The organism is Paenibacillus sp. Z6-24, assembly GCF_054161335.1.
This window is the reverse complement of record NZ_CP096398.1, coordinates 1758017-1784373: the sequence shown is the minus strand read 5'-3', so window position 1 is coordinate 1784373 and position 26357 is coordinate 1758017. Positions and strand designations below refer to the sequence as shown.

Annotated in this window: 23 protein-coding genes and 1 pseudogene; all 24 read right to left on the bottom strand. The window is 47.0% G+C overall.

The window, feature by feature from the left end; translation table 11 throughout:
- Positions 1–63 precede the first annotated feature (63 nt).
- The 24 genes and pseudogenes from M1D61_RS07785 to M1D61_RS07670 all read right to left on the bottom strand — a co-directional run bounded on the left by M1D61_RS07785 (position 64) and on the right by M1D61_RS07670 (position 26207).
- A complete protein-coding gene (locus M1D61_RS07785) occupies positions 64–585 on the bottom strand; it encodes an ankyrin repeat domain-containing protein (protein ID WP_458121845.1) in 522 nt (173 codons plus the stop codon).
- Between the two features lie 24 nt (positions 586–609).
- A complete protein-coding gene (locus M1D61_RS07780; protein ID WP_458122594.1) occupies positions 610–864 on the bottom strand; it encodes a hypothetical protein in 255 nt (84 codons plus the stop codon).
- Positions 865–899: 35 nt separating this feature from the next.
- Positions 900–1141: pseudogene (locus M1D61_RS07775) on the bottom strand (transposase); the annotation flags it as partial.
- Positions 1142–1203: 62 nt separating this feature from the next.
- Positions 1204–1641, bottom strand: coding sequence for a hypothetical protein (locus tag M1D61_RS07770; protein WP_458121844.1), 438 nt, complete (start codon positions 1639–1641; stop codon positions 1204–1206).
- 60 nt (positions 1642–1701) lie between these two features.
- A complete protein-coding gene (locus M1D61_RS07765) occupies positions 1702–2154 on the bottom strand; it encodes a DUF6630 family protein (protein WP_458121843.1) in 453 nt (150 codons plus the stop codon).
- Between the two features lie 44 nt (positions 2155–2198).
- Entirely contained in the window at positions 2199–3173 is a 975-nt protein-coding gene (locus M1D61_RS07760; RefSeq protein WP_458121842.1) for a hypothetical protein, read from the bottom strand.
- An 18-nt stretch (positions 3174–3191) separates the two neighbouring features.
- Positions 3192–6365 (bottom strand): contractile injection system protein, VgrG/Pvc8 family, encoded by a 3174-nt coding sequence (locus M1D61_RS07755; protein ID WP_458121841.1) that lies wholly within the window; start codon positions 6363–6365, stop codon positions 3192–3194.
- A gap of 35 nt (positions 6366–6400) precedes the next feature.
- Complete coding sequence (locus tag M1D61_RS07750; RefSeq protein ID WP_458121840.1) at positions 6401–6895, bottom strand: DUF4280 domain-containing protein; 495 nt, start codon at positions 6893–6895, stop codon at positions 6401–6403.
- A gap of 39 nt (positions 6896–6934) precedes the next feature.
- The gene (locus M1D61_RS07745) at positions 6935–7573 is read right to left on the bottom strand and encodes a hypothetical protein (protein WP_458121839.1); all 639 of its coding nucleotides are present in this window, start codon (positions 7571–7573) and stop codon (positions 6935–6937) included.
- Between the two features lie 4 nt (positions 7574–7577).
- Positions 7578–8102 carry a hypothetical protein gene (locus M1D61_RS07740; protein ID WP_458121838.1) on the bottom strand — a complete coding sequence of 175 codons (525 nt, stop codon included), beginning with the start codon at positions 8100–8102 and terminating at the stop codon, positions 7578–7580.
- Complete coding sequence (locus tag M1D61_RS07735) at positions 8068–9201, bottom strand: pentapeptide repeat-containing protein (RefSeq protein WP_458121837.1); 1134 nt, start codon at positions 9199–9201, stop codon at positions 8068–8070. Before M1D61_RS07735 ends, M1D61_RS07740 begins: the two co-directional genes overlap by 35 nt.
- 17 nt (positions 9202–9218) lie before the next feature.
- The gene (locus M1D61_RS07730) at positions 9219–10790 is read right to left on the bottom strand and encodes a hypothetical protein (RefSeq protein ID WP_458121836.1); all 1572 of its coding nucleotides are present in this window, start codon (positions 10788–10790) and stop codon (positions 9219–9221) included.
- A 146-nt stretch (positions 10791–10936) separates the two neighbouring features.
- The gene (locus tag M1D61_RS07725) at positions 10937–11713 is read right to left on the bottom strand and encodes a DNA and RNA helicase (protein ID WP_458121835.1); all 777 of its coding nucleotides are present in this window, start codon (positions 11711–11713) and stop codon (positions 10937–10939) included.
- A 705-nt stretch (positions 11714–12418) separates the two neighbouring features.
- A complete protein-coding gene (locus M1D61_RS07720; RefSeq protein WP_458121834.1) occupies positions 12419–15106 on the bottom strand; it encodes a molecular chaperone in 2688 nt (895 codons plus the stop codon).
- A 22-nt stretch (positions 15107–15128) separates the two neighbouring features.
- Positions 15129–15818, bottom strand: a complete 690-nt coding sequence (locus tag M1D61_RS07715; protein WP_458121833.1) for an iron-dependent peroxidase — start codon at positions 15816–15818, stop codon at positions 15129–15131.
- Positions 15815–17140, bottom strand: coding sequence for a normocyte-binding protein (locus tag M1D61_RS07710; protein WP_458121832.1), 1326 nt, complete (start codon positions 17138–17140; stop codon positions 15815–15817). Before M1D61_RS07710 ends, M1D61_RS07715 begins: the two co-directional genes overlap by 4 nt.
- A 49-nt stretch (positions 17141–17189) precedes the next feature.
- The gene (locus tag M1D61_RS07705; protein WP_458121831.1) at positions 17190–18971 is read right to left on the bottom strand and encodes a serine/threonine protein phosphatase; all 1782 of its coding nucleotides are present in this window, start codon (positions 18969–18971) and stop codon (positions 17190–17192) included.
- Positions 18972–18983: 12 nt separating this feature from the next.
- A complete protein-coding gene (locus tag M1D61_RS07700) occupies positions 18984–19847 on the bottom strand; it encodes a PP2C family protein-serine/threonine phosphatase (RefSeq protein ID WP_458121830.1) in 864 nt (287 codons plus the stop codon).
- A 14-nt stretch (positions 19848–19861) separates the two neighbouring features.
- Positions 19862–20398 (bottom strand): FHA domain-containing protein, encoded by a 537-nt coding sequence (locus tag M1D61_RS07695; RefSeq protein WP_017814715.1) that lies wholly within the window; start codon positions 20396–20398, stop codon positions 19862–19864.
- Between the two features lie 19 nt (positions 20399–20417).
- The gene (locus M1D61_RS07690) at positions 20418–20954 is read right to left on the bottom strand and encodes an FHA domain-containing protein (protein WP_458121829.1); all 537 of its coding nucleotides are present in this window, start codon (positions 20952–20954) and stop codon (positions 20418–20420) included.
- A gap of 27 nt (positions 20955–20981) precedes the next feature.
- Positions 20982–21431: a J domain-containing protein gene (locus tag M1D61_RS07685; protein WP_458121828.1), complete on the bottom strand. Its 450-nt coding sequence runs from the start codon at positions 21429–21431 to the stop codon at positions 20982–20984.
- Between the two features lie 112 nt (positions 21432–21543).
- Complete coding sequence (locus tag M1D61_RS07680) at positions 21544–21969, bottom strand: membrane-associated protease 1 (protein WP_458121827.1); 426 nt, start codon at positions 21967–21969, stop codon at positions 21544–21546.
- A 307-nt stretch (positions 21970–22276) separates the two neighbouring features.
- Entirely contained in the window at positions 22277–24460 is a 2184-nt protein-coding gene (locus tag M1D61_RS07675) for a transcriptional regulator (protein WP_458121826.1), read from the bottom strand.
- 730 nt (positions 24461–25190) lie between these two features.
- Positions 25191–26207: a serine/threonine protein kinase gene (locus M1D61_RS07670; RefSeq protein WP_458121825.1), complete on the bottom strand. Its 1017-nt coding sequence runs from the start codon at positions 26205–26207 to the stop codon at positions 25191–25193.
- Between the last annotated feature and the right edge of the window lie 150 nt (positions 26208–26357).

The window sequence follows — 26357 nt, the reverse complement described above, 5'->3', positions numbered from 1 at the left end:
ACTAAGTAAGAAAACACTTGATTATTTAGTAAATAATCAAGTGTTTTCTTACTTAGATATAATCTATAACATAGAATTAAATTTTTTATCCATTTCTTGCTTTATATATTCAGCTATTTCCGTCTGACCAAACTCTTTAGCATATTCATATGCATTCATATTTTTAATATTTTCTCCAGTATATCTAACTGAAAGATCTATACCTTTTTCCACTAATAATTCTACTATATTTTTATGCCCACCATAGATTGCTCCAAATAATGGATTTCTTTTAGCTAAAGTCACGTCTAGTTTTGTCCCTACATCTAATAAATAATTTACTATCTCTAAGTGTCCTGCTCCAGCAGCCAATCTTATAGGAGCAGCATCAAATACATCACCTTTTGCATTTACATCAATCCCTTTCCGCACTAGGTAATCTACTATTTCATAACTTCCTTTTTTTGCTGCCACATGTAACCATGTACCAAATAGTGAGATTGAATAAAGCGACTGTGGATTATTTTCTATTAAACTCATTACCTTTTTCGTATCATTCTGCTTAATAGCGTCTCTGATAGTCTTATTCAAAGTTTTCTCATCCATGACTGTTGCCTCCTATTATATTTATTATCTTACACTAGCTATTTCTCCTAAATCTTCGAGGGCTTCTACAATATCGTCATAGTCGCCACCTATTTCTTCAATAACTTTTAATCGATTTACTACTGTTTCTAATGCATTTAGACTATGTAGAACAATTACAGCATTAAGTGCCCAAAGAAAATTTTCCGGTCCGCTAACACCTGCTATAGTCAGCTTGCTCTGATTCATCCGAGCGCTGATATTCTCTATCATCGCACCAGGCCGCTTGATAGGAACCATAAATGATATGGCTCCAGATTTGGCTTCATCTTTCCGAATATCTGGATCGGTCTAGAGGCATCTCGCCAGATACAAAAGCGGCTGTATACAGTTTTCCTGAGCTATACCTCTCCGCAGGTAAATCGCGCCAAGCAGCGCCACTGCGGGCGATTCAAAGGATCGCATGGAGAGCAGTACGCGAGGAAAGTTGAGGGGGACGTCCTGTACGATAAGAAGGAAATAGATCCTTGATTTGCTCCCATTGTTCATCGCTCAGCTCATATCGCCTTTGAATCATGAGGATCGCTCCAATCCTTTTCTTTAAGCCTACCACAAATTATTCTAGTTTTCAGACACTTCCTAGTAACGAATCGCTTGGTTCCAATCTTTTATCTTGATATCATTCACGGTCAGGGTATCTTCAACAAGATCAATGACAATCTCTGCTCGAATAAAATGTAAAACAAGATTAGGATATTGACCTATCAATTTTTCAAAATATTGCTGTATGCTGCGATATTTGGAATCATGACTTTCTAAAAGATCATAAAAATATCGCGGTCCTCCCTGTTGTTTCCGTACAGCATACGGAAATAAGGTCCAATGGGATACTTTGGTTTCAACTAGAGTCAGTGTGGGCACTTCTCCAGTGGCTAAAAAAGCAGCATCTACTCCAGCACGACCTATTGTAAACCAAGAGCTCACATCTTCCCCCAACGAGTTGCTTTGAGCAAGGATTGGAATAACTTCTTCTCCAAATCGACCTTGTTCATGGGTAAGCTGATAATTAGAATTCATGCGTGCTTTCTTCCCTTCTTACTCTTTTATGCAATGAAGAGTCGATTCGCTTATGAATCACTAGATATAGTAGTCGATATAACGAGTTTCCTCTGGCCGATCTTCATCATCCAATACTTCTACTTGGAGCAGTCTTTCTTTATACTCTAATTTGGCGAGAAATAGCGCACAAAAATCGCCTGGCGTCGGGCACATAAAGAGTCCATATCCTGCTGGAGCCATTATCTGATTCGTCAAACGTACCTTATCAGGTAAATAGTCATATTCGAATTCATCTAGTTCTTCGAGCTGCTCTTCCGAAGCCAGCTCGATATTGCGCTCGAATTCGTAGTCGAGGATATAATTAACAATCTCTCGTCCTTCTTCTCCGTGATAGTCAAGGTAGAGGAGCTTGCGGGAAGCAAATCCGTATTCCAGCATGTACTCATAAGGATCATGGTCCTCCTCCTGGAGAATGGCTTCCACATCTTTTGGATCATCAAAAATGAAAGGTAAAATAGATTCCAATGACATAAGGTTCTTCCTTTCTTGGTTTGTTTTTCTTATCTAAATAACCTTCATTCAAAAAGCGGTCCATGCAGATTAGGAATGTACTGGGAGTAGTTTTTGCGGTAAAAGTCATCCATCATACGCATCATCGGATCCCATTCCGGATACGGTTCTGGTTCGCTCCATGTCATTTTTGCTTCCGGTGTATTCATTAAGAAATCATCCAAAGCGTCTGGAACAAACAGATTTATTTTTTTTCTGACATATAGTAAAAACAGAATTTCCTCTGGATAAAATCCATATCCATAATCACTAAACTCGCTATCGCCTCCCAGATCGGAGACCGAGACCGTATGGTATTCAATCATTTGAGCTATCAAATCATTCATGACAGCGACGTCGGTGGTATCCCAATTCTCTAGCACCTTGTCGTATATACCTAGATGTTCGGGAATAAGTCCATTTTTAATTTCCTTTGTCTGGAATATGGCTTTAATAGATTGGGATAACTTTTTTTGACTTCCTAGCAAGGTTTGATCCCGATATCGTAGATAAATTTCTAACAGAAACCATACATGACACTGATATTCATTTCCCTCCATAATATGTTGACCCATATGCTTTGAAATGAAGTCAAACAGGATCTTTTCTTCTTTTTCCCAGCCCCACATTGTAAAGTGGATTAATGCTCTGACGACATCTTCAAAGGTATATTGAACATGCATTTCTGGATATCGCGTGGTATATAATTCTTGAGCAAAGCAGGACTGAGCAGTCACAATTTGTAGCATTTTAAATGACTCCGTTTGATGACTATCCTGAATTAAGATATGTTGTTTCCATAGTGAAAGATAATAAGTCAAGACAGTACTATAACTATTAAGTAATATATGATCTCTATCCACATCGTTATTTGCGACAATATTATTTACTTTAGCTAATCTTTCATCATAGTCTTCTTTCGTCAATTCTGGGGTAATCCCTTTAGCATAGTTATCTATATATTTTTTATAAGCCATCTTTAGCTTTTTCTCGTTAATCATATAAGCCTCCTACTATAATCATTCTATTTCAGTGTTCCAATCTTTCACTTTTAACGTTTCTACACCAAACCCTACTTTAGTAATATGAACGTCCACTTCAACTCTAATATAGTCAAATGTCAAACCCGGGTTATCATCTAACAACTCCTGATATTTTTTTTTAAAACTTTGATATCGTTTATCTACCTTACCTTTAATCATGCGTTGGAAATAATCTTTCCCTCCCAACTTTTGATGACTCGAATAACTGAACTTGGCGATCTCCGATGTTTTCACTTCAATCATCGTTAATTTAGGCGGTGGTCCTTTAGCCAAAAAGGTTCCGTCTACACCATTTCTACCGACTTGGAACAAACTGGAGATATCTTTCCCTAAATGGTTTTCTGTAGCCAAGACTTTGGCCACTTCCTCTCCAAAATCTCCTTTGTCATGGTCATAGCGTTTGTCTTTCTTATTTGCAATCTTCCGCTCATAGGCTTTAGCAGCCGTAAGATCAAAACGCTGACTAATATCATCAGGGGTTGGAAGCTGATTGGCAAGTTTATTCCGTTTACGTTCTAATTGTTTTTTCTTAGTATCCTTACCAGATTTAGCGGCTTCGGCAATTTGCTTGTTCAAGTCAGCTATTTGTCTTTTGATTTCATCGATTTTTGGAGGACTCAGGCTACCTGGTGTCTGCCCTTTATTCTTGTCTTGTTTAAGATCTTGATTTTTCGGTGTTTTTCCAGAGCTACTGGATGGGGAATCACCATCATGCCGTCTTACATTGGGCCCACTACCCGAATATAATCCATCCTTCAAATCCTGCTTCTGCCGCAGCCGCTCCGGTGTATCCTCCGGGATATGCGAATGCATCCGTATCGGTCCATGATCCAGTCCACCAACGCCTGCTGTAGCCAGCCTATTCTGATTCATTCGGGCGCTGAGGTTCTCCATCATCGCACCAAGCCGCTCAATAGGAACCATAAATGGCATTGCCCCTGGCTTCGCTCCTCCCTGTCCAACTGCTGGACCCAGTCTGGAGTTTGGCATCTTGCCACCTCCGGCAGCACGGGCAGCGGCTTCTGCTCCTTCTTCCGCCGCTTCCTTCGCTCCGGCTTTGGCCATGCCTTTGCCGATTTTACCAGCTTTGGTAGCCAGTTTGGCAGCGCCTTTGGCGATTCCCACCGTATCGATGACGCGCTCCAGGGATTTGACGCCTCCATAACCGACACTATAGTACTCTTCTTTGCTGCTCGTCAGCGGGTTCAGGGTCGACTGCTTGGACGCTTGTTCGAAAGGCTCTAAGTACGTATCGATGGCTGCTCCGGCATCAGACTTGAGCTGGCTACCCGATTTTTGGAATGTTACCGTATCCCAGGCATAGGTGCCTGCTGCTTTGGCCCCTTCAACGGTACCTTTGACCGTCTCGTTGCGTTCCATCAGGGTACCGACCGGCTTACCACTGACCCAGCTGTATAGCGTCTGGGCACCCGCATCTCCCATGAGAGTTGTCGTCGTCAGATCACCGACATCGACGACGAGTCCCCATAAGCCCTTGGCAATTTCCACTCCGGCATCTTTCATTCCATCCATTTGCGCCTGTGCGCTGGCAGATTTGCGTTCCTTCTCAATCGCAGCCAGTCCTTTGCTCTGCAAAGCTTGTTCAAATGGAGAAAGCAAATGATCATGCACACCATGCCGCGAGGCTTCCATTGTAATCTCTGCACTTTTGCTTGAGGCATCCGTCTTAAGCTGCAGCACATCGGTCAGGGTCTGCATCTGCAGCTGGTCCGCTCCAGTCAGGGAAATCTTGCTGGCGTTCAATTCCAGAGAACCACCTGCATGGATGGACACGTTCTGGTTGCCGGTCAGATTAACGCCTTTGGAGATGTGCATGGACAGATACAGAGCACCTTCCTGCGCATTCAGTGCCAGTTCCGATCCGCTCATGCTGACTTCCTTGCCCTGAGGGTTGGCGAATGACTTGGTGCCTGGATCAGACATTTTGCGTTCCATACGGGCTGCCGGACTCTCGGTTGGCACAACTGACGCCATGGGTGCCGGAGCTAATGATGTCGCTGCTGGAGCACCTGTTGACGCCGCGACCGGGGAAGGTTGCGATGCGCTGGTACGGACAGACTGAATGGCCATGGCTCTGTCCTCTTCTGCGCTTGGGAAATAAAGCTTGATCTGCGCTCCTTTTTCCGGCATCAGGTACCAGACCTGATTACCTTCTGCCGAATAAGGAAACCAGCGAGCATGCTGAGGATCCTGTGAATCATCGATATCCAGGTGGATTTTGACCTGGTTTTTGTGAACATCCAGAATCTTGCCCTCAATTGCCGCCCCGGTAATCACCGTATTGCGGATCCGTGTTACTTTAATTCCTTCGGGAAGAGCACATTCATAAGACCAGACCAGCTGCCCTTTTTGCATCTGGGCAGAACGTTTAACGATAACATATTTAATCTCGTGCCGGATAACGGTATCTCCAATATCCAGTATATTATGCCATTCAAATGTGTATCTTGTATAGTCGATAGCCGATGTCTGCTTGCCCTGTGCGGCATCCTTCATATACGGAGCGATAGTGCGTTTATTCCGGAAGGATATATCTTTGAGGTCAATATGTCGACGTGCTTCCGGAAGACCAATCCATATCTGTACCCCATGCATGGTAATATTAGGCAGCAGCATCGCACCGGCATGTGAAGCCAGACGCCGCAGGAAATCCCAATCGGTCTCCTGATATTGCATAATGAATTGTCCGGTTAAACGGTCACCAAATGCTTCATCCAATCTATCCGACCTGGGATAGTCGTCCAGTACACTATCTACAATGTCCATATACGTACAGTCAATCTGCTGAAATGATCTTTCTTTGAGTTTCATATCGAGGTTGAAACTATGAGAGACTATTTCTAATGTGATCTGTAGGTTATTATGTACGCCCTGCAGTTCGATGTTATAGATCTGACCCATGAACAATGGTCTTTTTTGATCATCCTGGGTATACCATAGCTCCACCGGATCCTGACTGGCAGCATGGTTAATAATAGCATTCTCCTGATCTTCACTAATCATGCCGATAATTTGCATCCGTGCATGATGATCCATTTCCTGATACATTTCAATATGATGCAATCGTACATGACCATACGGCCAGATCAGTTCCATATCTTTATAAGTTAATAAGCCGGGAAGCTGCAATGTTCCAATCACCCCTTGTTTTTAGACATCTCCAATTAATCTTGACCATTGGTCTCTATGGTAATGACTCCACCGGATAAGTCCGATGATGGCTTGCTCACTTTGGTATAACTTGCCGTCGTCGTACCCCCGTAAAAGACATATTCATCCGTTACGACAGGTTGACAGGCACATGGCAGTGTCGATCGGGTTAACAAAGCATGCTCACCATCGATCAGTACATTAGTTTGTCCATTACTCCACTTCGTACCGAAGTTGATCACTGGCTTGCAGAGGCTCCCTGTTACTTTGCAAAAACCAAAAGCACCTTCCGAACTGATATTGCCATTGGGTGCACATATGGCATCAGCTACGTTAAGCAGCGGCTTCTCAGGGTCATGTACGTACACTCCATGATCGATAGGCAGATTCAGTACACCTGGGTCCGTCCCTTGACTGCACTTTAGCGTAGCACCTCTGGATACATAAGAATCGTCTCCACCCAGTACATTCATGGCTAGCGCCTGAACCAGCATTCCAAGTCCAAACATACGGAATTCTCCTCTCTATTCATCAATACTTGTTAACGTTTACTCTTCCACCCATCGCATTGAGCAGCAGATCGCTTGAGCCAATGGCTGCCAATACGTCACATCCTCCAGCTTGAACTGCATACTCACGATAAAGGATCGTTCCGCCAGTGTCCGAATAAACAAAATTTGCATAAAAGGATCTGGCTTTAATAAAAAAACTGTTTCATAATAAGGAATATCTGTATCTGCAGCATCCATATACAATATATCTCTTGTCATGATCTCCATATTAGGCTGAGCCTGTTTGGTCTGCTCAAGCATCTGGTCAAGTATCGTATTGATTTGATCTTCGTTCAGCCTCTCCATAATGGGCTTCACACCAATGACAACCTGCTGCTGATTGTCCTGAAACATATAGCTTGGAATAGAATCTGATGATTGGCCTATTCTCATCTGGTGATTCTCTACAAAAGATTCCGGCAAATGAAGGACCAGCCGTCCTTCATACAACCCTTTTGCTGTTATTCGCCATTCCTGATCGTCCTTGCCGGTTAGATGACCGGATGCAATCCCGTGCATGCATTCTTCGACATTCCAGTTCATCCAGGAGTCATCCGTTTCTATGGAGTTCATCTCATCATTTATTATTCTCTGGTTATGGATGTCCAAAAATAATTCATCCCAATATTCCTGCATTCGCTTACCCTCCTATTGACATGTCTACCGGTTGTAATACATATCCTGTCAAATGCCGGCGAAGCAGACTCTCTGCAGCATCCATACTCAAGAAGATATGAGGTTCACGAATCCCTTCCAATTTGAAGAAGTGATGTCCTTCCGCTTGGGAAGCATCCAGCACCAGACGCTTTAACGCTTGATTATGCGGATAAAATTCCGCTTTTACGGATAGTGCATGTATACCAAGCATATTACATACCCAATAGGAATGTGATTCTCCTGTATTCTGGCTCATTAGATAAATCAGTTTGAAAGACGATTTTAGATTGTATTTACTTAAAATATGCTTAAGCGGATCTGAAAATAATACCGTATTACCAATAGACAGATAATCGGTATACTCCGCATCTTTGGGTGCGACTGTATTCCATACTTGTACAGGAGGCATCGCTGCGAAATCTTTTCCATTCGCTAGCGGAGAGAATGGCTGAATTCTGCGCTCTATACGTTCATCATTCTGCAGTAAGTAGTATTGCGGCAGTCTCATTACTCTGTTCACCCTCCACCCACTGAATTGCTTTTCGTTGTTCATCGCTGAAGATGAATTTGTCTCGATCATGCAGGTACATGCGAGTCTGGTTCATGGAAGCTCCCGTAAAATAAGCTTGATCAAAAAAGTGAATGCCCGTTAGATCGGCATGATCCAGATTGGCATACTCAAAATGAAGGCCCATTACTCCTGGCAATCGTTTGCCTTTATGATCCAATCGTTGAGCACTGGCTTGGCAGAAAACTGTATTTTGCAAATCGGCATAACGGAAATCTGCGTCACTAATGACCGAACCTCCAAAATCACATCCTGGCATTACAGCACGATACCAACGCGTTCCAAACAAAAAACATTCCTTGAATCGGGCTGCCCCCAACTGTGCACCAGTGAAATCGCTATACCTCATATCCTGACGCTCCATATACAACCCATGTAAATTAGCATTATGGGCATCGCCATAAGCGAATCCATCCTGATTCTGCAGTATAGACGGCTCAATCACAGACGCTTCCTCATCAACTGCATATATCTGTTCACTCATATCTTTGTATTCACCCACACGTATAGTAACTTTTGTGGATTTACGGATCGATTGATACAAAGAACTTTCTACAAAATCAGGTATAGCAAAACGCACCAAAGCAACAATAAATTGATGGAAATAAGGAAGCGTCTCAAGAGCCGCCATTTCTGCATCTGCTTCATTCAGGATACTCATATACTTTTTGGACTCTTGCTTCAGATTAGCCATCAATAGAGCAAAGCAAGAATACAACCAGGAGACATCATAGGTGAAATGACATTTATTCGGGTCTTCATACCACTCATTTGAATAGGCTTCGATTAGATATACATAGGATCCGGATAAGATCGATGTACGCAGCATGGAAAAGTTAATAAAAGCAATATCTGCTTTCTTCTCTTTATCCTGCATATCCAATACTTGCTGACAAAATTGTTGAAAAGTTGCTATTAAGTCGGCTGTAAGTTCGATATGCCGCTGATTAAATATCTGCTGAACTTCATTCAAACGCTGTTCCAACAACTCCTGTACAATATGTTCTTTAAAATGCAGAAGTGCTTCCTGCTTATTCATTGTGTAAACACTCCGATTTAATTCATTTTGACTTCCGTAGCCATAAAGGTAGTTTTATCATCCAGTCGGATGCTGTTGCCATTCCCCATTAATTCAATCGTACCTGCATTCAATTTCATATCTTTGGAAGACAGTGTCATTTCTGTACCTGCCGTTATGTTGACGTTAGAAGGACTATTAATAATAATGCCCTCGGAATCGCTTATCTTGATATACAGGTTGCTGCCACTTGAAATGACAATTTCGTGTGGGGCAAGCATAATTTCCTTGCCGCTTTTTGTTCTCATCGTCTTGACTGCCGGATCAGACATACGATCCTGAGCCAGACGCGGATCCATTTGTGATTCGATAGTTTTCTGACTCGCAGCTGCAGATGCTGCTGGTGCTGCGGATGCTGTCGGAGATGATGCTCCCCTACCGCCGGATGAATGCGATCCGGAAGCAGTCGGTGCTGGCGCTGCGTGTGCTGCTGACGCAGCTGCTGGCGCCGGCGCGTCCCTTTTCACCGAGCTCATCGCATAACATTCCTCTTCCCGGTAAGACGGGAAATAAATGCGGATATCGTCATTCTCTTCCGGCATGCAGTACCAGCCGGTATTATCTGCCGATGCATAGATGGTCGAATACGGGAACCAGAAGTCGGTACTGGTATCCAGCTGTTCGTCCATTTTGAACTTGATCTGTACTTTGTCCCGGTAGATGCCGACGACTTTACCGTAGATCGAGGCGCCGATGATGGTCCGGTTGTAATTTTTGATCGGGCGGATGCCGCTGCGTGGAGACAGCTTGTACGTATGGGTCAGGATGCTGCCTTTCATCTCGGTCACGGCTTCGCTCACGAGCAGCTTCTGTCCGCGGAATTTCACTTCATAGCCGGGCTCCAGTACTTTGACTGATTCCACTTCATACTGGATAAAGTCCTGATCCTGCACACCGGGAATATGATTCTCGGCAGCACGCTGGTAATCGGCTACACGTTTGTTGACTTTGTAATTGATCGAGTCGATCTCGCCCTTGTCCAGTCCCATCGGCAGTCCAAAGTAAAACTTGGGTACGCCGTAGCCGACAGCCGGGATGAGCGGTGAATAGAAATGGGAAGCGAGGCGCTTCAGGAATTCCCAATCGGTCTCATCATACTGCATGACGAAGGTGCCGATCGCTTGTCCGTCGGTGACCATATCCTGGGCTTCTGCTTTGCCATAAGGTGCGATGATTTTCTGGATCAGTGCATTGTACGATAGGCCCGGATTTTGAAAAGAGCGCTTGTGACGCTTGATATCCAGTTCATACGTATGAGAAATCGCTTCAACGGTAAGGTAATGTACTCCATTGACGACATGCTCTTCCACTTCCATGGCGATCCCGCGGAAGATTGGATGGCGGTTGCCGGCTTCGTCTTTGATAAAGGCTTTGATCTGAGTATCTTCATCCGAAGCCTGTACATACAGCTCCCGCTTCTTCTCGTCGATAATGCCGGTAAATGTCATTCGGGCATGATCGTTGACGGTCTTGGTCACTTTGAAATCATGGAGCCGAACTAGCTTATACGGCATAATCTCAATCTGGTCATATGTTACTACATGCTGCATAAAAGGCCCCTTTCCTGGATGGAACTCATATCTCATTGGTATACTTATTGGCTAAATCTATATATGTGTCTCTAATCGTCTATCTTCTATTTGTCTACCATGCTAATGAACGTAAAGGAGAATAATGGAAAACGAATGCTGGCGGATTAATCCACCAGCATTCGCTGCGGTCCGGAGCGCTGCATACCTGACTTGCCACGGCGTCCGCCGTTCTCGGCCAGTACGCGTTCCAGCGATTGATGAATCTTGGCATTATCCAGCTCTCGGTAAGGGTGACCGAATCGGGCCGACAGATAACTGAGTACAGCTGCACGCTCGATACGCTCCTGATTCAGGCACATCAATGCAAAGGACAGATCCAGCGGGTTCGGGTGGCTCGCTCCCTGGGCGAACAGTTCACGGGCAAACCAGCGGAAAACAAAAGGTGATATCGTCGCTGCTCCGATGCCGCTGTACTGGATATGCACGGTATGAAACGTGTTATACTCCGTCACCAGGTCGGCAAAGTCCACGTATTCCGAACGCAGTACAGCACCATGCTTCAGCTTGAATCGGCCGAGCTCGATTTCACTCTCGCTCACGATCTCTTCTTCCAGCACAATCTCGCCGGTATATCGTTCAAAGTCACGGTCGGATCCATTTTCGTAAAACCGTACTTTCAATATGGTCTCCACACCGGTCGCATCGTATTCAATCTGCTGCTCCTGCTCCAGCACATACAACCGTCCCTGATGCTTGATCAGTCCCGGGGCAATTGTCAGCTCCCGTTCATTGACGGTCACCTGTGCACCTGTAATAATGCCGTCGCTGTACTCATGGTAACGAACATCAACCAGACTGCGAGGATAATCCCTTACACTGGCGAGCATTTCCGTTTTGAGTACGCGTCCTTTTTCGAACCGGGGATAACTGTATTGGAACATGCCGGTTCCTCCCTTCCTTTTCTGCAGTGAACTGTATAGGTTAAATCGTTTGCTTTGTTGGGCATGATGAAATGATGTTTGCCAACCTGACCATTAGATTGCTGCACTCATGCTGCCAAATGCGTGAATCCATGATGATGCGAGGGTTATCTGCATCGGGCAAATGCTCCGCTGCTTCAGAGTGACCCTGTTGCTTCTGCTCTGTGCCTGGGCTTATATTCCGGTGTGATGCTGCTCCAGTAGTAATAACTTATCGAGTATACATGCTGTTAAACTAAGGCGGTTCTTATGGTTATAATAGTTCTGGTGATTCTACCAGTTCTGGTAGCTCTAATAGCTCTGGTAGTTCTCACATTGTCGTATTGCGGGTATTTCTAATACTGCTAATACTGCTTGCTCTTGCTGATATCTCGTGCTGTTGGATACAGGTGCCTACCTGTGATCTCTCAGCAGAGAACCGGCCTTTACCGGCTGATGGATAAGTGGCAGATTCCATATCAAGGAACTGCCTATAGTATGATATCTGGAACAAATGGTATGCCTGGCTGCGTCAATAGTACGGAGAACACAAACGGAGGTAACAGAATCACTCTGAAGAAGCGCAGCAGGCGGAGATGTTCTCCGCTCTGCAGCCTCTTGCATAACCTGCCTGACGATATATCCGATAGATCGCCGGAATAACAATAACAACCAACTACTTGGTGCTTATTTGGTACCGTCGAAGAAATCCAGCTCGGACAGATCATTTTCAAAAGCAAAGAACTGACGATTCGCCACGTACAGCTGCTCATTGTCCCGCAGTACCGGCACGACGTTGAAGCCCCAGCGCTGATCGCCGGCAAAGACGAAGAACTTGGTCTCGCCGTTGCTGATCGAATCCGTCTCGTCCTGAATGATATGATCCCCGTACATCTCGGCAATCTCCTCATATACGACCTGACGGAAGCTTGGTGCCCAGCCTTTGTATACATAACGGTGACGCAGACTGCCGTCGTCGGCCCAGACGAAGAATTCGATCTCGGACGTATGCTGCGGACGGGAGACGTTACCGTACGTATGGTGGCGCTCCAGACTGCGGATCAGCATTTTCTCCTGACGGGTGTGCGTATAGGCGCTGACCGAGTAAGGGATCGCCGGAATCTCATTGGTGAGTACCGGCTTGATCATGCCGATCTTTTTGGCATTGAGATAACGGATAGCGCCGCGCAGACAGGCCAGCTTGAGATCCGGCACCTGGCTGTTTTCTTTGGCCTTTTGACGGAACTCGATACTGCGGCCGGGAACGAATTCCTTGAGTGCTTCGCGGAACACGTCGATCCGGCAGGATTGTCCGGTCAATTTGATAATCGAATAGTCCTGCAGACGACCATCCTGGTAGAATTCGTCCAGGAACTTGCGCACAATTTCATAGATATCCGCTTTGATCAGCTGATTGATCTCGCGAATATTGAAGACCACATCCGGCGGACGATATTCATTACGCAGTCGTCCATCCGGCTCGCTAATGGACAGGAACCAGCGGTCGACCTTGGTAATCTTGATATCGCTGTCCAGAATGGTCTCATTGTCATCCTGGAAACGGCTGCGCAGGATACCGGTTTTGCGGAAAAATTCCTGCTTCATCTGATCGGCCATCGCCCACAGGAAGTAGAAATTGCCGCGTACACGCTGGTATTCATCCCGGCTGTGATGCTCATAATCCCGGTACTTCGTCGGAATAATCTTCTCAGCTTCCAGATAGCGTGCTTCCATACCTTCGTACACAGCCTTGATACCGTATTCGTCCACATACCGGAACAGCTCAGCGCCCGGAATATCGATCAGTGCGTCCATGTCGATCCGGCGCTGCTGGCCGCTGTACCATTCGGCAAATACAATTTTCATCCACTGCATAATCCGGTAGGTAATATTGTTGCCGCCAAAGTTGGTATCACCATTTTCATAACTGGTATGGATATCCAGACCATAGGAAATGCGGCCTTCGTGGATACTGAAGCGGCAGGAACTGAGATCGGTTGTACCGCCGCCGCAGTCGATGACAAGCGCCTGGTATTCTTCCCCGTCGATATAGGTGCCTTTATCAATCTGATCGGCAATGGTGTTGTATAACACTGCCATTCCCTCGTCGAGTGCATCGTTCATCTCGATCCGGTAGTCCGGCAAAATCTGGTTGAACATATCGAGAAACTGGGTTTTGAGCTTGACCGGACTGGAAATATGCAAATGTTCAAATCGGCATTTGAACTGCTGCTCGGCCGTCTCGACCACGTAGGAGATATACCCTTTGAGAATCTCGCTGCGGGACAGATAAGCGGTATTGCCTGCGGCATCCATCAATTCCTCTACCCGTTCATAATCATTCACCCAGCGCTTCATGCCGCGGAATACGGTAGCTCTGCTGTTATGACCATTGCGCTGAATATAAGCAAGCGCATCATAACCATAGACGAGCCGGACATTCTCGGGATCTGCACAATCCGCTGCCGCTGCCAGTGTCGGCAGCAGCTCCAGCCACTGCTCCTGCTTGTCGGTTACATTGGGAAATACGACATAATTGACGGCATCCTGGGTACGATAAGCATTGCTTTCTCCAAGCAGACGATCCGTGCTGCGCACCGGGGAATCTTCCCGCTGGATCATCGATCCATAACCGCTGCCGAGATAAGCACCTGCTGTCGTATTGGATGTACCAAAATCGATTGCCAACACCGTATCGGTCGGCTCCGGCATCCGAATCTCCAGCTCCGCTACCGGTACACGGTAATAATGCAGATTGGCCGGAATCAGCGGACGATCGCTGTAATAGGCATGATACAGATAATCCGAATCCTGACGGCGGGTAAAATACAGACTGTAATTCTGGTTCGATGTCATCCGGTGTTCCCAGTGACTCGGCGCGGTCAGCAAATATTTGCCCGGCTGGTCTTCGATCATCTTGACGTTCAGAATGCCGCACAGTTCTCCATTGCCGTTCAGCAGCAGCACATTCTCACCGATCACCGTGCCGGATTCGATCTTGTACCCGTCCAGTCTGCCAAGGCGTATGCCCTGATACAGAACGATCCGGGCAGGTACTCTAATACTGCCATGATCCGGCTTCTGGGCGTTCAGATAGCGTCCCAGTACCGACTGAATTCGCTCGAACCCGCCTTTGCGAAACTGTTCGATACGCAGGGTATTCTGCATGCCGCGGAACTTGAGAATGGTACGAATCAGTTCCTCACGATCCAGTGTACCTGCGATTCCTTCCACCAGACGCTCCTTGTAACAAATATTGCGCAGCTCAAAGGTGGTCATCTCTTCCAGTTCTTCTCTGGTAAAACGCGCCTGCCCTTTGCTGCTCTGGGGTTCCAGCGGATGATTGTGCAGCCGGTAGGAGTATGTTTTATTCATAGCGGTCATTCCTTTCCCTCAATCAATACATTGCAATCCGGTCCATAATCATCGTCTCTCCCGTGCCAATCAGACCAAAATGATGCGTCCAATACAGCCGCACCTCAAAATGCACAGGCAGGAACAGTGTCAGCAGCAGCTGTACTTTGGCGATATTCGGCGGTGTATCCTGCTTGCCGACATAGATCATTAATTCTTCCTTTTCCTCACGGTTCACATAGATGAGTGAACGCGGGAACCAGTCACGGAACATCCGGCGCAGCAGAGACAGCGGCTCTCCGATCTCATACAGTCTCAGCAGCTGCTCTCCGAGCTGTTCGCGTTCTTCACGGCTGAGCAGTGCCAGCTGACGAACCGCTTCTTCTCCAAATACACCTTCTTCGATATCCCGCAAAATAAAGCGGATATGGTACTCTCTCCGGGTCATCCCCTGATACATATCCATCTGCGCCAGAAAATGGACAATAATATCGAACAAGGTATGTCGGAATTCTTCATCCTCTTCCAGATCGGGATGAAACCAGCTGCCAAACAACTGCTCAAAACGGTAATACGGATTCAGCTCTACATATGTATCCACCGACGTGGCATTCAGATCGTACAGACTGAGCTCCATATACGGTGAATAGTAGCGTGCCGGCCGAAAATGAATCTGCTGCGGCTGCATACCATTATCCTGCGCTTTGATCATCAAATCCCAGATATAGTTCACAACCAGACCCCTTTGCAGCGATATTCCGGGAGCTGACGCTGCAGCTCAGCCGTCAGATAAGCCAGCTGGTCCCCATGCAGAAAAGCAGGCAGGCGATGTTCCGGCAGACGACGGAAAGAAAGTTCCATTACCGGTCGATGAACATCGAGCCGGATGTTGTCCCCGAGAAATGGATTCAGTTCCACGGCCTCCACATCTGCCTGTACAGCAGCGGCTTCCGGTGTATCCTGTCGAACCTGAACATTGTGAAGCTCCACCCCTGCAGAAGCCTGCTGGGCGCGAACGATTCTGGTCAGTTCTCCCATTGTACGCACCGGCAAAATCTGACCGGCTGCATGATGATGCACAAATTGGTCCAGCAGACCGTTGTTAAGCAGCGGATAGGCTGACGAGGTCCAGCGCTGCTCCACAGGGCGGTTTATTTTGATAATATCCCAGAAACCGGAGCGGTCTCCCGGAGAGACGATGACCATCTCACCCGGGCTGCGCTTGATGTAACGAATGTCCGCGGCTGCGCCATCTGCCAGATACCCATGCTCGGTACCGTACTTATGCAGGGAGATAATATGCTCATAATGGATCCGGTCGAGCGCCGGAATCGGGAAACCGCTGTTCTTGATCTTCAGCCGTTGTACATTCCAGACCGGAATCCAGCCCGGGCGCTGATACGGCTCGTATTCTTCCATATCTACAGTGATCGATACGATCGATTCTTCCTGCTGCGGCTTGTCTTCCCAGCTATGTAACATGACGTCTACAAATTTATAAATATAAGGATGATGTACGGTCCGCCAGGCCAATCCATTGACCTGGAAATTGTGATACAGCCGCTCCAGCTCACGCTGGTAATCGGTGCTTGGCCGCAGCTGTACACCGACATGGTACACGCCCGCATCTGTTGTCACCCGTGCTCTGAACATACGACCGCTCCGGGCGAGGGCGAGCACCTGAGCGCTATCCATCTCCAGGAAAAGGCGGAACAGTCTGCTCTTCGGCTCCTGCTCCGCTTCACCTTGTACCAGGAGCAGTTCCGGCAGGCTGAGAACCTGCGGCTGTACATCTTCCGGCAGTACCGGATGCAGAAATTCATGTGCCGCATCCCAGTCTTCCTGACGATATACGGTTGTATGAATATCATACAGACTGCTCACAGTCTTGCTTTCTTCCAGAACCCGCTGCTCCAATTTATCCAGCATCTGTTCCTGGTAATCGACCATATTAACGAGGAATTCATTGACCAGCTGGCGCATCAGCTTGCGGTCTTCCAACTGGCTCAACTTGTGAATTCGGTCCTGCATGAGGGACTCCAGCATTTCTTTCATGGCTCACCCTCTCCTTTCTTTGCTGTCTATTCTGGATATGGATATGTTTTTAATTGGCAACTTTGCTGTCGGTCAATCCATATTGGATGCCTGTCCCTGCACCTGTACCTGCTGCTCCATTTGCATCGGAAGATGCTGTACCGGAACCGATCGCTGACGGGCTGGCGGCACTCATGTCTGCACCTGAAACTGCCGATGTAGGCACCGGCAGACTGCCGTTCATCGCTGCAGATGCTGCTGCTTGTGCGGATGCTGCTGAGGCAGCAGCGGCTGCATCTTTGGCCTCCTGGGCCAACTTATCCTGTTCGGTTTCGGCCTTGCCAATTTTGCGTTCCATTGCCAGAACTTTCTCCAGCTTGTCGATCTCCTGGTAAATGCCCTGTGCCTGACCATATGCATCTACAGCCAGATCATAATTGCCGGCATCCAGCGCCTTGTCGCCGCGTTTCTCCTGCTTCTCCGCCCGTAGTTCCTGGGTCTGCTGCTGAATCTCATCCAGTTTGTTCTGCGTGTCAGTCAGCTTGGCAGCCACATCTTTTTGCGCATCCGTATACGACGCCTGAATGGCTTCCTTGCTGGCCTGTTCGTACAGCTTTTTGGCTGCACTGTATTCGCCGGACTGGAATTTGAGATCCGCCTCCTTGACCGTTTCGTTTACAGCCGCAAATGTCTTGGTCTGCTCCAGCTTTTTCTGGATATCCGCTTCGCTGAAGATCGGATAGTTCTCCGCCTGCTTCTGTGCGCTCTGGTAGCTGATAATCGCTTTATCGTATTCCTGGTTTTTGATGTGACCGTCACCATCGACGAGTGCCTGTGCGATCTTCATTTTGTCGGTCAGTGTAACCTTGTGCAGGCGATCCTTGATCTTGATCGCCGCATTGCGGGCTTCACTGTAGGCTTTGAGTGCTTTGCTGTAATCACCTTGCTGAGTGTACTGGTCGCCGGTCTGCTGGTATTCGACCAGATTGGCCGCTGCTTCCGCCTTTTTCTCGATATTGCGATAGGTCGCCCAGAGCACCCCGCCGCCAAGTACAAAAAATACTAACGCTGCAATCAGAATCCGACGAATAATCCGCCATTTTTTCTTCGGATCATCCTGATATACCTTGTTCATGTAAATGGCAGCTGCCGTGTAATTGTCGTAGTAATAGGACTGCTTGCTGAGCAGAACTTCTTCCAGTGTATCCGTGAATTCCTGCGGACCCTTGGCTTCGGACAGCGAATCCAGAATTTCGGTCAGATCCAGTCCTTTCCATAGACCTGCGCTGCTGAGCAGCAGCACATCGCCATCTACCATACGTGTCTTGCGGACAAAGGACATGCCAAACCCTTCCGGCATGCCGAGATACTGCATTAGATTGCTGCTCTCTTCGTGATGATATACACGGTCCGGCGCCAATTTACCCCGATCCGCCATGATCTGCGCCAGACTCTGGTCATTGCTTTTGAGCAGCAGACGACCATTGCGCAGATGGTGCAGCCGGGTATTCCCGCTCGATGCACACACATACTTGGTATAGTCCGTAACGACAATAAGCAGACTGGCCTTAAGGCGCATCCGGCGGCTCTCGAACTTGAGCGTCTCATGTGCTTCTTTCAACCATCTGCGTATGCGCCATTTGGACATCGTCGGCTTTTCCATAAAGTTTTCCAGAATAATCTTCGCTGCCAGTTCGGCGCTTCGCTGCTGCTGATCTTCATCCAGCCCGTCCGCCAGTACGTAGCAAGCCATATCATCCAGTTCCGTATATGCAAAATAATCACGATTATCGAGCAAAGAGCCTGCTTCCGACACAAAAGCCGTCTTTACATCGCTATTTTCCCTTCTCATCGGTACCCCCGTTTAGCCCTGCTGCATAATGATGACAGTCGCGTTATCCTGATGCTTCAGATTTTTTTGCTCAATACTTTCAATGATCTGATCGGCAGCATCCTGCGGATCATCGGTCGTCGTCAAAATAGCTTCCAATTCTACTTCCGTCAGTGCGTCATGAATCCCATCGCTGCACAGCAGCACTTTATCCCCCGGACGCAGTACAAACGGATAATCACCAATCTCCATACTGTCAAAAGCTTCATAGCCCAGATAATTGACCAGCTGCTTGCGCTGCGGACTGCTCTCCGCCTGCTCCCGGGTCATTTCGCCGGCCAGTACTTTTTGCTGCAGTACCGCACCCAGTGTATGCATGGAGTTCACCGGGATAAAGCTGCTGTTGCGGAACACGGTAATAATGCTGTCGCCCACCGCTCCCCAGTACAGATGATGTCCGCTGATGACCGCAGTTGCCAGCGTTGTGCCACCATGATTGCCTTTGAGCTGCTGTACAATCTCCCGATTGCTCGCATAAGCCGCTTCTTCCATATAATCCGGAATCTGTTGATAACTCTGTACTTCATCATATTCCCGCAGGAAAGTCGTTACTGCCAGCGTGCTCGCCATCCGTCCATTGGCCAGACCACTGATCCCGTCAGCCAGTACAGCGAGTGTACCGGCCGCAGTTGTCTTGCTGGCAAAGTAATCATCCTGTTCGGCGCGTGTCCCAATCGTCTGACCGTTGCCGATCAGTACCTGGGACGCCTCTCTGACGGACTCTCCTGCCAGCGTCACATCTCCATACAGCCCGGCTGTCAGCCGGCGCCGCCAGAAAACAAGGCCGGTCACGGCGATGCAGGCACAGAGCACGATAATATACGGTGTTCCACTCATACGATTTCGTTCTCCTATTCTGCAATCATGGCGTTATTTTCCCATTCGAAGTGGGCGCCGCACAGCGGGATAAAGATAAATTTGCTGTGTCCCAGCTGGATCACATCATAGGCATTCAGCTCTACCGGTGAGTAGACCGCTTCATTGTTGTGATACGCAAGACCGGAAGCATCCCCCGGCAGCAGATAGAAATTGCGCTTTTTCGGATCATAGACGATCACGGCGTGATTGCGTCTGGAAATGGTGTTGTCGCCGATAATGCGGATATGCATCTCTTCCGCACGTCCGATAAAGTTCTTCTCGGCCATAATACGGTAATCCTGGCCCAGCTGTGGTCCTTCAATGCAGACAAGCCATCCGGTTACCGGATGAATACCAACCGTCTCTCCGAGGTAGGGCATTGTCTTATCTTCTTCATCCTGAACGCGTACCGCAGGACGCTGATTCGGATAGGCCGCCTCTGCAGCTACGACAGTATTACAATAAGGGCAAGTGCTTCCGTGTCTTCTCGTGCTGAACATGTGTCCGTTCGGGCATCTTGTCAAACTCATTTGTGCTCATCTCCCAATCTTAATTTACGAGTAGTCTGGTATTGGCAATATATAAAACGTCTCCCGGTCCAATCTGATAGGGACGTCCGATTTCGATTTTATTGGATTTGTTCTGGGCAGCCGAACGAATGCCGGTTCCATTGCTGGAATCCGCATCTTCCACATACCATTCGCCATTGACGCAGTTCAGTACGGCGTGCTGCGAACTGATCAGTGACGCATAATCACTGCCGGACAGATCAATATCCACTTTGTTGTGACGGGTGTTTTTGCCGATCAGCATGCTGGTCTCGCCGACGATATCCCAACCTTTGATTCGCTCACCGAATTCATCGATCAGAATGATCTCCGTTACTTCCTGATAGACAGGCACATCGGTCTGGTTTTTGAAAAAATGGTGGTACGCATACCAGCCAAAGGCAACGACCATGGTCAGAATAGCTATAATTTTCAGCAAAATCGATGGAATTACAAAAATATACACCAGTGTAGACAGCGAGATCAGCGCAATGCCGATATCAATACACCATAGACCTACGGTTCTTTCCGATTTCACTTATGTACAACCTCCATCACTTCACGATCATTTTTTTCGGGGGCCAAAATATTGTTCAAATATCGCTGAGGTATCCAGCGGATTTTTCTTTTTGTCGTCCTTTTTGATAGACGCATCATTGCTTTTCGGATTAAAGCCGAAAAAGCGTTCAAACTGGGTCTGCACATCACGCGGATCAAAATTTTTGTCTCCTGCCGATGCTGCCGAGCTCCGGGTAGTGCGGCTTCCTGCTGCCTGTCCGGTTGGTCCGGTAGAACCTGTGGATGCTCCTGCCAGCTTCTGATCATACTTGTGACGGGCATCTTCATTGCCGAGCGTCTCATAAGCCTGCTGCACCTGCTTGAACTTCTGTTCCGCTTCAGCACTGCCCTGGTTCGTATCGGGATGATACTGCTTGGCGAGCCTGCGGTATGTCTGTTTGATCTCGGCCGGTGTAGCGGTCTGGGATAAACCAAGCACCTGATAATAATTAATCAAGCGATTCTTGCCTCCTTTGTTCATATACAATTCATTTCATGAAATCCATCCACAAAAGTTACCTAAAAGTAAGTTATGGAGCCGCGCAGCTGCACGGCTCCAACTTGGTGGATTAAACTGCGTATCCGCCCTCGATTTTCGCGAGTTCGGTTTTGTCTTTCTTTTGTTTGATGTAGATCGAGAATTGACCTACGCCTTCTACATCGCCGAAGTGCTCTGTGTAATCTACAACAAAAGCGTTCGGGAAGTAGATTTTGCGGATCACTTGATCAGCAGCGATAACTTCCAGTGTTACTTTACGGTAGCAATCTGCTTTCTCAGCAGGTACCAGGGACCATAGAGCCAGTTTCATGGTGTCATCTGCGTTGTCACCATCGGTAGCTGTGATGATTTTACCTGTGATTCTCAGTGTGGAACCAACGTCTGTGGAGCGTGCGTTGGAATCGTTCGGTGTATCTGTGTCATAGATCACCGTTTGGATGTTGTCCATCCCCAGTTCAATTGTTTCTGCGCCTTCTACTTTGAGTGTGAAACCCATTTGTGTTCCTCCTTGATATAAATGCTTTTTTTAATTTATGTAAAAGAGTAGACCCGTAAGGGCACTCCCAACATACAACCTGAGCATCATACCCGAGTACCGGCACAATTACGCTTGCTATGAAGTTCCTGTAATAAGTCCTAAGTAAGCATACTGCCGATCGCTCTATGTATAATGTTTGCGGCTTGTTACCTGATTCTCTGCCTCATTCTCCAGGCAGGGCATCAGGCGAGGCAGGGATTCCAGACGGTCATACCCGTCATCACGTTGCGGAATCCCTGCCGTGTCCTGCTGCAGTTTTTTATGATCAGGCTCTGGCAGCGCTGGTCGCCTTGGTGATGGTGACTTCCAGATTCTTCACGTTGCCATTGAATACCAGATCAATATTGCAAAGATTGTTTTTCTCGTCGATTACATAGTTCAGATCGTCGCCGTCCTGAACGATGGAATTGACAGCGCCTTTGGCACCCAGCCAGCGGCTCTTTTGACTGCTTGGATTGTTGCTGAAAAATTTGACGATGTTCTCGTATTTGAAGTCGCTCGTCTGGAAGCGCAGGATACGCTCCACATAAGTGCTGACCAGTGTTTTGTAAATGGAATCGAATCCATCTTCGGACATCGCCAGGCTTCTTGCTTTGTATACGGTAATTCTGCGGATATCCTTACCCTGCAGCTGCGCATTTTCCGAAGAGAAGACGAAGCCGAAGTTACGGCGGTTAATGGAATCCTTGATACTGTTGGTGAAGCCGGTAATTTCCTTGGCCATTGTCGTTACAAAACGCAGGCTGTTATCGCCGGATTCAATATCAAAGCGTACGCCTGGTGCGTCGCGCTGTACATCCTTGAACATTTCCTTGAGATATTCCGGGCACTGGTAGGCAGAGACGAGGCCGGCAGCCACATAGGCAGCTCCCACATAGACGCCTTCGATCCACAGTTTGAGAATATCTTCTTTTTCCTTGGACAGCTGCACACCGGCTTCGGTCTGCATCATACGGCTATCGATAATGATGCCGGATTTGTCTTTTGGAATAATCGTAAAGTTCGGTACGCAAGGAATCGCGAATTCGCTGTAATCCTGACGCAGCAGTGGAGTACATTTCTCCATGAACTTGTCAATACCAGAAGTAGCCACATGGTTGAATGTCGTCTCTTCACCGGATTCAAAGTTGAAGAACAGCTGTACTTTATAATTTTTGACGATCTGCAGCAGCATCGACATCGACTCCAGTGTGTTGCCTTCCTGCTTGGCCGATTTCTCGGTACCTTTGAAGCGGGCGCGGCTGACACGTACATTTCCTGCTGCTTCCATTTCAATGGATGGTACGATACCGAACCAGATCGTATCGGTAAAGTCATTTTTGGAGTTGACCGTGTTCAGGTAAGTCTCCAGACGCGGTGCATTTGTGCTTTTCACCAGCATATCCAGTTTGGTGTTGGTGATGAGCAGCGTTGGCGCCATGCCGCGGTTTTTGGTCGCATACTGGTCGAAGAACATCTTCACACCAAGCAGTTTCTCGACCAGGGGTTTAACCGCCTTAACGAATTCATCTTTGGCATTTTTGTAGAATTCCAGGTACGTATTGTAATTCTGTACTTCCAGCTCCGTGTTCACTTCGGTGTTTACGGCAGGAAGCGGACAGAAGGTGCGGACCACGAGGTCTTTGACATACATGGAAGGATTCTCGCTGACGCTTTCGTAATCTTCTTCGAATACGGAGATCAGTTCGTTTGTGCCATTATCATCGAGCAGCATCAATTCCGTGGTGTCGGCTTTCGGCGCTTCTACGATCTGCAGTTCGCCGCCTTCACCGATGGTCAGCATACCGATACGGAATTCTTCAGCCGCCTGATCATCCTGAGTGCCTCCCAGCAGCAGACGGGTTTTGATATCTTCAATAGCAAGCGGCAGCATCGCCATTACATTGTTATAGTTCTGGCTCGCTTCTTCGAACATCTGGTTGAGCTTGTCGCCCATTTCCAGCTTTTTCGGATCCGCTTCATCCAGCTGATCGTACTGTCCGTACATATAATGAATTTCTTTACGTACCTGACGGATATCGTCCATCACTTTTTTGGGTGAGATCATATCCAGCAGATTCTCGAATTTGAAGTCAACGTTAGTGATTCCCTGGCTGCGCTTGGTATCGATCAGGGTAAACAGCATTTTCAGGAAATCGTTGTTTTGGTCAATCCGGATCTCGGAAATGCAATCGTCGGCAATTCCTTCCGGCTTTTTGAGTGTATAGACCACTTTCTGATTAGCCGCATTAAAGAAAGAATATACGGTCGGTGTAAATTTGTTCAGAAAATCATCAAAGCTGCGCACCAGCAAATGCTGGCTGATTTCCTTGATTTTATCATCACTGAGGCTATCGATACCTTTAACATCACCAACCAGGGTGATTAGATCGAGCTTTTCCGGGTTAATTTCTTCAAAGAGCATTGTACGGTTCGTTTGATTAATAATATCCAACGCAGTTTCCTCCATTCTGGCCTTCACGCTATGTATACAACGTTCACACCCGGAGCCGGGAAGCAGCTGAGGAAAGTACGAATACGATTAAAACGGTGTTTGCAATTCCCACTTTAGTTCCATGACTTCCGAGTTACAAAATGTATCATACAATACGAATAGTATAGGTTGTCAATTTTTTGAATTCAGTCTTATTTATAGGAAAATACGACTATACATACATAAGAGATATTGTCGAAACTGTCGAATTCATCCTTTCACTAAAAAAATACTGTCGAAAAAATAACAATATAAATTAATTTTTAATACTTTCTTACTTTTAATGAAAATTATACTAATTTTAATGATACTAGGTCTTTGTACCTCGCACGGGAAAACATGTTCGCCTTTTCAATTAAAATATTATTATGTAAGGAATTTGAATTTCCCTTTAGATTACTGGGCGATATTAAAAAGTCAACAATCGACTATTAAGTATCAGTCTTTGATTTTGTTTTTTTTATATTTACTTTATATTATTCACCCAAACTTTTGGCCTATTTTTTGTTTGCATAAATATGATTCCAAAAATAGTCCAAATTTTGTCCATTTTTAAGAATTTATTGCCTACCCTCCATTTCATTTGTAATTATTTTCTATTTTGTAAAATGATTTGAAAGAAAATTTTACATTTATTTAACAAAAAAACCACACAATTGACGTGTGGTTTTCGTTCTGTTGAATTGTTATCTGATGGCATAACCGCTTACTTCAGTGAATGCATGCTTTCTTTCATAAGCTCTTCGGTGTGACTATCGGCGGCTGCCGATGATAGACTGGTCGCTTTCACTCCGTCTATCGCTTTGGTGGAATGATGATTTTTCTGGCTGCGTGTCAGTACCAGATTTCGCTTCCAGAACCGTTCGGCCTGAACGGCAATTTTGAACCATTTGAGCGACGCACAGCGCTTGTCAGCCGATACAGCCAATCCCCAGTGAATCACCCGGGAAAGGATCGGCGAAGCCACTTGCTCGCTTCCCAGCTTCTCCAGCGTATCATTGAACAGGCGCTTGGGTACATCGACGGGGGCCTTGCCCTGGCAGCAGAAATAAAACGTCGCCGCCAGACTGTAAATATCCGATACCGGCCCCTGACAGGAGCGACCGGAGTAAAACTCGATTGGCGAATAACCTGCTGTCGTCAAGATGCTGTGCGTCTTGTTCTCATAACGTACAGCCGAACCAAAGTCCAGCAGTTTGGTCTGCCCGTCTTCCACCAGCATAATATTACTTGGCTTCACATCCCTGTGAATATAACCGTGCTGATGAATATGCTCCAGCGCTTCAATAACGGGCAACAGCCTCGACTGCATAAATGCAGGGTCTGCCTGAGGAGAAGATTGACGGATATAATGGTCCAGCGTAATCCCACGGCAGTATTCCATCACCAGGTACGCGGTATTGTTCTCCTCAAATTCATCCTCATACTTGACGATCCCCGGATGGTTCAGTTCACGCAGAATGCTGCCTTCCTGACGGAAAGTGGACAGCATCTCGGTATATTTAGATTTCAGCCCTGCCTGGGAGCAATGCACTGACCGGCGGTTACGGCTTCTCTCCACAAGTGCACCAGGGAAGAATTCCTTGATTACATGCAGTGTACCCTTCTCCATATGTCTTGCCACATAGACAATAGACAATTCGCTGACGGATAACGTACGGCGAATCTGATATGTATTTGCAAGCTTCTGATTGCGGGTAAGGGCCGGATTGGTCATTTTCATATTCATCGTCCACCTTTTCGCAACTTCCTTCGGGATGGCAGTACCAGCAATGGATACGCCTGCCGGAAAGGAATAAATAGAAAGCCGTACAGATGAGCAGCTGCCGGATAAAGTCGAACAGCCTGATCATGTCATGTATGGCATCATTAT

Bases quoted from the DNA above. Each gene is read 5' to 3' on its own strand.
- M1D61_RS07785 (WP_458121845.1), bottom strand. From the start codon at position 585: ATGGATGAGAAAACTTTGAATAAGACTATCAGAGACGCTATTAAGCAG.
- M1D61_RS07780 (WP_458122594.1), bottom strand. From the start codon at position 864: ATGGTTCCTATCAAGCGGCCTGGTGCGATGATAGAGAATATCAGCGCT.
- M1D61_RS07770 (WP_458121844.1), bottom strand. From the start codon at position 1,641: ATGAATTCTAATTATCAGCTTACCCATGAACAAGGTCGATTTGGAGAA.
- M1D61_RS07765 (WP_458121843.1), bottom strand. From the start codon at position 2,154: ATGTCATTGGAATCTATTTTACCTTTCATTTTTGATGATCCAAAAGAT.
- M1D61_RS07760 (WP_458121842.1), bottom strand. From the start codon at position 3,173: ATGATTAACGAGAAAAAGCTAAAGATGGCTTATAAAAAATATATAGAT.
- M1D61_RS07750 (WP_458121840.1), bottom strand. From the start codon at position 6,895: ATGTTTGGACTTGGAATGCTGGTTCAGGCGCTAGCCATGAATGTACTG.
- M1D61_RS07745 (WP_458121839.1), bottom strand. From the start codon at position 7,573: ATGCAGGAATATTGGGATGAATTATTTTTGGACATCCATAACCAGAGA.
- M1D61_RS07740 (WP_458121838.1), bottom strand. From the start codon at position 8,102: ATGAGACTGCCGCAATACTACTTACTGCAGAATGATGAACGTATAGAG.
- M1D61_RS07735 (WP_458121837.1), bottom strand. From the start codon at position 9,201: ATGAATAAGCAGGAAGCACTTCTGCATTTTAAAGAACATATTGTACAG.
- M1D61_RS07730 (WP_458121836.1), bottom strand. From the start codon at position 10,790: ATGCAGCATGTAGTAACATATGACCAGATTGAGATTATGCCGTATAAG.
- M1D61_RS07725 (WP_458121835.1), bottom strand. From the start codon at position 11,713: ATGTTCCAATACAGTTATCCCCGGTTCGAAAAAGGACGCGTACTCAAA.
- M1D61_RS07720 (WP_458121834.1), bottom strand. From the start codon at position 15,106: ATGAATAAAACATACTCCTACCGGCTGCACAATCATCCGCTGGAACCC.
- M1D61_RS07710 (WP_458121832.1), bottom strand. From the start codon at position 17,140: ATGAAAGAAATGCTGGAGTCCCTCATGCAGGACCGAATTCACAAGTTG.
- M1D61_RS07705 (WP_458121831.1), bottom strand. From the start codon at position 18,971: ATGAGAAGGGAAAATAGCGATGTAAAGACGGCTTTTGTGTCGGAAGCA.
- M1D61_RS07700 (WP_458121830.1), bottom strand. From the start codon at position 19,847: ATGAGTGGAACACCGTATATTATCGTGCTCTGTGCCTGCATCGCCGTG.
- M1D61_RS07695 (WP_017814715.1), bottom strand. From the start codon at position 20,398: ATGAGTTTGACAAGATGCCCGAACGGACACATGTTCAGCACGAGAAGA.
- M1D61_RS07680 (WP_458121827.1), bottom strand. From the start codon at position 21,969: ATGGGTTTCACACTCAAAGTAGAAGGCGCAGAAACAATTGAACTGGGG.
- M1D61_RS07675 (WP_458121826.1), bottom strand. From the start codon at position 24,460: ATGGAGGAAACTGCGTTGGATATTATTAATCAAACGAACCGTACAATG.
- M1D61_RS07670 (WP_458121825.1), bottom strand. From the start codon at position 26,207: ATGAAAATGACCAATCCGGCCCTTACCCGCAATCAGAAGCTTGCAAAT.